We start from the raw sequence: 6204 nt of genomic DNA, 5'->3' as shown, positions 1-6204 counted from the left end.
AGGTCGTTTGTGATAGAGGGTTTGCCATCGGTCATGGCCTGGATGCTGTAGCGGCGACGCGAGAGCCAGGAGACCCCGGTGGATTCGCCCTTAGAACCCCCTGCCTTTAGGCATGGGGAGGTTTAGGTGTATTGCTGGGTCAGCGTGGCGGCCAGTCCGGTGTAAGTGGCGGGGGTCAGGGCCAGTAGGCGCGCCTTGTCATCCTCCGGCAGGTTCAGTTCCTGCACGAATTTCTGCATGATTTCACGGGTAATGGCCTGTCCACGGGTCATTTCCTTGAGGCGATCATAGGCATTGCTCATGCCATGTTTGCGCATGACTGTTTGAACAGCTTCGGCCAGAACTTCCCAGGCATGATCCAGATCATCGTTCAAGCGTGTGGTATCGATGGCGAGTTTTTTCAGACCCTTCTGGCAGGACAGGTAACCAAGCAAACTGTGGCCCAGTCCTACCCCCAGGTTGCGCAATACGGTGGAATCGGTCAGGTCCCGTTGCCAGCGAGAAATAGGCAACTTCTCGACGAGATGGCCCAGAATGGCATTGGCCAGTCCCAGATTGCCTTCGGAATTCTCGAAATCGATGGGGTTGACCTTGTGCGGCATGGTGGAGGACCCCACTTCTCCCGCCTTGAGTTGCTGGCGGAAGTAACCCAGAGAAATGTAGCCCCAGAGGTCGCGGTTCAGGTCGATGAGGATGGTGTTGAGCAAGGTAAATCCCTGCATCAGTTCGGCCAGAGAATCATGGGGTTCGATCTGGGTGGTGTAGGGGTTGAAAGAGATCCCCAGAGATTCCACGAAGTTTCTGGCGACACCGGGCCAGTCTATGGCCGGGTAGGCGCTAAGGTGGGCATTGTAATTGCCCACCGCCCCGTTGAATTTTCCGAGCAGGGAAATATGCTCGAGGCGGGTACGTTGGCGTTGCAGGCGCGCCACCACATTGACCAATTCCTTGCCCACCGTGGTGGGGGTGGCTGTTTGACCATGGGTACGGGCCAGCATGGGTTGGTGGGCATGGGTCTTGGCCATCTCTTCCAGATGCGCGATCAATTCATCCAGGGTGGGGAACAGAACGCTACGGCAGGCATCGGTCAGCATGAGCGCGTGGGACAGATTATTGATGTCCTCCGAGGTACAACCAAAATGGATGAACTCGGCGCAGGTCATGACTTCAGGGTTGCCGGACAGGCGTTCGCGCATCCAGTATTCCAGGGCTTTGACATCATGGTTGGTGCGTATCTCGATGGCTTTGATCTGTGCCGCATCGCTTTCGGAGAAGTTCTCCACCAGGGCATTCAACTGGTGTTGGCTTTCCACCGAAAAAGGGAGGATTTCCGTGATTTCAGGGAGATGGGATAAATGGAGGAGCCAAGCCACTTCAACTTTCAGGCGAAAATGGATCAGGCCATATTCACTGAAGTACGGGCGCAGTGGGTCCAGTTGCACACCGTAACGACCATCCAAAGGAGACAAAGCGGTCAGAGGAGTAGGGGCCATGGCATCGATCCGGAAAAAGGCCGATTTTACCAGAACGAAGGTCAAGCATTTGTTCCATTTTGATCACACGCCGTTGGGATGACCCAGAATGATTCCGCCGCCGAGACAGGTCTCTCCCTGATAGAGAACAGCCGATTGTCCGGGGGTGATTGCCCACTGGGGATCATCGAAATGGAGGTTGGCAACGGTATTCTCGCTGGAATACGTCAGATGACAGGGCGCATCCTTTTGACGATAGCGGTTTTTTGCGCTGTAGGCACCGGGAGAGGGTGGCGTGCCAGAAATCCAGGAAAGTTGCCCGGCACTCAGGCTGAGACCATGGAGCAGGGGATGGTCATGACCCTGAACCACGATCAGGCGGTTGTTTTCCAGATCCTTGGCAGCCACGAACCACGGTTCTCCAGGGCCTCCAATACCCAGACCCTGACGTTGTCCCAGGGTATAAAAAGCCAAACCCTGATGGTGGCCCACGATTTTTCCTTCGGGCGTTTCCATGGAGCCTGGCTGGCGGGGCAGGTAACGTTCCAAAAACTCCCGAAAGGGCCTTTCTCCGATGAAGCAGATGCCTGTGCTGTCTTTTTTGGTGGCGGTGGCCAGGCCGGCTTTTTGGGCCAGAGCACGGACTTCCTGTTTGGGCAGATGGCCCACCGGGAAAAGGGTATGTGCCAGTTGAGACTGGTGGAGACGATACAGGAAATAACTTTGGTCCTTGCCGGGATCGAGTCCGCGCAGGAGTTGGATCTTTCCATTTTTTTCCTGGACGCGGGCATAATGGCCCGTGGCAATTTTGTCCGCCCCGAGGTTCAAGGCATGGTCCAGGAATGCCTTGAACTTGATTTCCGAATTGCACAGGATGTCCGGGTTGGGCGTGCGCCCCGCCTGATACTCCTCGAGGAAATAAGAAAAAACCCGCTCTCGATATTCTGCGGAAAAGTTGACCACTTCGATGTCGATCTTCAACACCTCGGCCACTGCCACGGCATCCACCAAATCAGCGCGGGCGGTGCATTCGGGGTCATCTTCCCAGTTTTTCATGAACAGACCGATGACCTCATAGCCTTGCTCCTTCAGTAACAGAGCGCTGACAGAAGAATCCACTCCGCCAGAAAGGCCAACGATGACACGGGGTTTGGACATGGTTTGGGAACTCGAAGAAATGAAAAAAGGCAGAGGCGACCCCCTGCCTTTCATGCTGGGTGATTCAATCTCAGTTGGTCGGTGCGGTTTTCTTGGCGTGCTTTTTATGATGATGGTGCTTTTTCTTGGCATGTTTTGCTGGCGCGGGTTTTTCCGCTGCGGGTGCAGCGGCGGGTGCCGGGGCTGCCATGGGAGCGGGTGCAACTGCATCGGCAGCCATAACTTCAACGGCCGTCAATGTCATGAGACCAGTCAGAGTGGCAAGGATGATTTTCTTCATGGGTTTTCCTTAAAAAAGTCAGTAATAACAGGTCGGGAGATTGAACGGCTGTGACTTCCCTTGTTTACTCTAACGCAAGAGAGGGGGAAATCGTTGACTGCGGAATGAATTGAGGGTGAGGGGTTTTTACGAATGGGAGATAAGGGCCGTATAATTGGGGGGAAGTTCTTTTACCAACACCCGGTTCGGGTTTTTTTGTTGAGGTCCCTTATGTATCAGCACATCGCGGTCCCCGTGACAGGGGAAAAAATTCTTGTCGATTCCCATGGTGGGCTCGACGTTCCAGACCAACCCATCATTCCCTTCATTGAGGGGGATGGCATCGGAGTGGATATCACCCCCGTCATGAAGAACGTGGTGGATGCGGTGGTGGCGAAGTGTTACGCCGGTGGACGCAAGATTTCCTGGATGGAAGTGTATGCCGGGGAGAAATCGGTGCGGATGTATGGTCCGGATGTCTGGTTGCCGGAAGAAACCTTGCAGGTCTTGCGTGATTACGTCGTATCCATCAAGGGACCGCTGACCACGCCGGTGGGCGGAGGAATTCGCTCCATCAATGTGGCTATGCGCCAGCAACTCGACCTGTATGTATGTCTGCGACCGGTACGCTGGTTTACCGGCGTGCCCAGTCCGGTGCGCGAACCCCATAAGACCGACATGGTGATTTTTCGGGAAAATTCGGAGGATATTTATGCTGGCATTGAATGGCCGGCGGAATCCCCCGAGGCACGCAAACTGATTGCCTTCCTGCAGCAGGAAATGAACGTAACGTCCATTCGTTTTCCCGAGACTTCCGGCATTGGGATCAAGGCCGTTTCCCGGGAAGGGACGGAGCGGTTGGTGCGCAAGGCCGTTCAATATGCCATGGACAATCAACGTCGTTCAGTGACCCTGGTGCATAAGGGGAATATCATGAAGTACACTGAAGGGGCGTTCAAAAGTTGGGGGTATGACCTGTGCCGCCGGGAGTTTGGTGCTGAATTACTGGAAGGTGGACCCTGGATGCGCTTGCCCAATGGCATCGTCATCAAGGATGTGATTGCCGATGCTTTCCTGCAGCAAATTCTCCTGCGTCCCGCCGAATACGATGTCATTGCCACGCTCAACCTGAACGGAGATTACATCTCTGATGCCCTGGCGGCCCAGGTAGGGGGCATCGGAATTGCTCCAGGCGCCAATCTGTCCGATACGGTGGCCCTGTTTGAAGCCACCCACGGGACGGCCCCCAAGTATGCAGGCAAGGATTATGTGAACCCCGGTTCCCTGATTTTGTCCGCAGAGATGATGTTGCGCCATATGGGGTGGGTGGAAGCGGCAGACGCCCTGATTCACACCATGGAAAAAACCATCAAGGCCAAAACCGTGACTTACGATTTTGCACGCCTGATGGAGGGTGCCCAACAGGTTTCCTGTTCGGGGTTCGGTGCGGCGCTGATCGCTAATTTGGCGTAAATAAAAGGTATTGACAGGGTATCCGGGGTAAAGATAGCATGGTCTCATGCTAGAGACCATCACCATTGTTCTTTTTCTTGCTGCAGTTGCCTTTGTGATGTTCACCTGAGGCGGGGGAGTGGCGTTGAAACCGGTCACCCTCCGCTGTCGCCTTTCAAAGATGTTTTCTCAGCGTTGCTTCAGCCAGCGCTGCTTTTCCCGTTCCCAGTCTTTTTCTTTCTCTGCTTCGCGCTTGTCATGTTGCTTTTTACCCTTGGCCAACCCGATTTCGACCTTGATTCGTCCCTTGTTGTAATGCAGGTTGACGGGAATCAGCGTATAGCCCGCCCGTTCCACCTTGCCGATGAGTTTGGCGATTTCCTCGGCGTGCAAGAGCAACTTGCGGGTTCGGGTCGGGTCTGGATGAATATGGGTAGAAGCCGTGGGCAAGGGGCTGATGTGGGCCCCCAACAGATACAACTCGCCCTCCAGGATCACCACATAGGCTTCCTTGATTTGCCCTCTGCCAGCGCGGATGGCCTTGACCTCCCATCCTTCCAGGACAATGCCCGCCTCATGGCGTTCTTCAATGAAATAGTCGTGAAAGGCTTTGCGGTTGTCGATCAGGCTCATGATGGGGTATCTTGTGCGGAATCCTGCATTTTACCCTAGGGTGGCTCTGTGACGCGTGTAGAAAAGTCAGTATTGGTGATGTATTCCGTTGAAAAGATGTATGGGTTGGTGGAAGACATCCCTCAATACCCCCAGTTCCTGCCTTGGTGCGGTGCTGCCGAGGTCCATGAACGGGAGGGACATCAAACGGTTGCGACCTTGCATATCAATTTTCACGGGATTCGTCAGAGTTTTACGACGCGTAATCAGGGTACACCCCACCAATCCATGGTTATGGTGCTGGAGAAGGGGCCCTTTCAGCACTTGCAGGGGGGGTTTAAATTCATTCCGCTGGGAACAGAAGCTTGCCGCATCCAGTTCGTTCTGGAATGGCGCTTTGCCAGTTTTTTACTGGAAAAATTGGTCGGACCGGTTTTTCATACCATTGCCAATACGATGGTCGATGCCTTCGTCAAGCGTGCGGACGACCTGTATGGAGGGTGAACCATGGAAGTCACGGTGGTCTATGCGTTGCCTGAACACCAGTTCATCCGGAAAGTGAAGGTTACTGACAGGGCGCTCGTCGCAGAGGCCTTGGCAGTGTCAGGTGTGCTGGAAGCGTATCCGGACATCGATTGGGCGCGGGAGGCTATTGGGGTATGGGGACGGGTCCGCAGTTTGACCACCCCGTTGCGCCCGGGAGATCGCGTGGAAATTTACCGGCCTCGCCAGGTGGACCCCAAGGTCCAACGCCGTGCCCGATTGAAACCTTCTTGATCAGTCAGAGGGCGGAGCAGACTGTTTTTCCAGGCTGTGGCGCAACAGTTCGAGATGTTGGCGCAGGGTCTCCAGGGGCCCCGGGCCCAACTGAGCGAAGACGGGTTCCAGGTGGGTCAGATGAGCTGAAAATACCCGAACAAACAGATCTTCGCCAGCAGGGCTCAATCGGACCAGAGTGCTGCGTCCGTCGGTGGGGTGGGAAATCCTGGAAATCAGGCCCTTTTGCTCCAGGCGGTCGAGTACGCCCGTCAGGGTTCCCTTGACCATCAGGGTTTTTTGACCGATATCCCGACAACTCATGCCCTGGGTGTTACCCAGGGTGGCAATGACATCGAACTGAGGTGAGGTCAGCCCCAGCCTTCGGATATGAGCGCTCGAAAAGGCATCAAAAGCCTGATAAGTGCGCACCAATTCGCGCAATGTAGGGAGAAATTCAAAACCAGTGGTTGGCATAAAGGGGGTTGCGTATTT

8 protein-coding genes are annotated in these 6204 nt (G+C 54.9%); 3 read left to right on the top strand and 5 right to left on the bottom strand.

Annotated features, from left to right (window positions below; translation table 11 throughout):
* Nucleotides 1–122: 122 nt before the first annotated feature.
* From purB to IV91_RS0109890, 3 genes are all read right to left on the bottom strand, one after another.
* Nucleotides 123–1493, bottom strand: a complete 1371-nt coding sequence (gene purB / locus IV91_RS0109900) for an adenylosuccinate lyase (protein ID WP_031597982.1) — start codon at nucleotides 1491–1493, stop codon at nucleotides 123–125.
* A 63-nt stretch (nucleotides 1494–1556) separates the two neighbouring features.
* Nucleotides 1557–2684: a tRNA 2-thiouridine(34) synthase MnmA gene (mnmA, locus tag IV91_RS0109895; protein ID WP_082783228.1), complete on the bottom strand. Its 1128-nt coding sequence runs from the start codon at nucleotides 2682–2684 to the stop codon at nucleotides 1557–1559.
* A 16-nt stretch (nucleotides 2685–2700) separates the two neighbouring features.
* Nucleotides 2701–2910 carry a hypothetical protein gene (locus IV91_RS0109890; RefSeq protein ID WP_031597980.1) on the bottom strand — a complete coding sequence of 70 codons (210 nt, stop codon included), beginning with the start codon at nucleotides 2908–2910 and terminating at the stop codon, nucleotides 2701–2703.
* A gap of 210 nt (nucleotides 2911–3120) precedes the next feature.
* On the opposite strand from IV91_RS0109890, the gene icd reads away from it, so the two are divergent.
* Nucleotides 3121–4362 (top strand): NADP-dependent isocitrate dehydrogenase, encoded by a 1242-nt coding sequence (gene icd / locus IV91_RS0109885; RefSeq protein ID WP_031597978.1) that lies wholly within the window; start codon nucleotides 3121–3123, stop codon nucleotides 4360–4362.
* A gap of 168 nt (nucleotides 4363–4530) precedes the next feature.
* Here icd and smpB read toward each other — a convergent pair whose 3' ends face one another.
* Nucleotides 4531–4974, bottom strand: coding sequence for an SsrA-binding protein SmpB (gene smpB, locus IV91_RS0109880; RefSeq protein WP_031597977.1), 444 nt, complete (start codon nucleotides 4972–4974; stop codon nucleotides 4531–4533).
* 48 nt (nucleotides 4975–5022) lie between these two features.
* Between smpB and IV91_RS0109875 the strand changes: the two genes are divergently transcribed.
* Nucleotides 5023–5457, top strand: coding sequence for a type II toxin-antitoxin system RatA family toxin (locus tag IV91_RS0109875; protein ID WP_031597976.1), 435 nt, complete (start codon nucleotides 5023–5025; stop codon nucleotides 5455–5457).
* Between the two features lie 3 nt (nucleotides 5458–5460).
* Nucleotides 5461–5730 (top strand): RnfH family protein, encoded by a 270-nt coding sequence (locus IV91_RS0109870; RefSeq protein WP_031597974.1) that lies wholly within the window; start codon nucleotides 5461–5463, stop codon nucleotides 5728–5730.
* Here IV91_RS0109870 and IV91_RS0109865 read toward each other — a convergent pair whose 3' ends face one another.
* A complete protein-coding gene (locus IV91_RS0109865; RefSeq protein WP_031597971.1) occupies nucleotides 5731–6186 on the bottom strand; it encodes a MarR family winged helix-turn-helix transcriptional regulator in 456 nt (151 codons plus the stop codon). It abuts the gene before it with no gap.
* Nucleotides 6187–6204: the final 18 nt, after the last annotated feature.

Source organism: Ferrovum myxofaciens (assembly GCF_000735045.1).
Classification (GTDB): Bacteria; Pseudomonadota; Gammaproteobacteria; order Burkholderiales; family Ferrovaceae; genus Ferrovum; species Ferrovum myxofaciens.
Note: the sequence above shows the minus strand (reverse complement) of the source record. Positions and strands in the feature narration are given on the sequence as shown.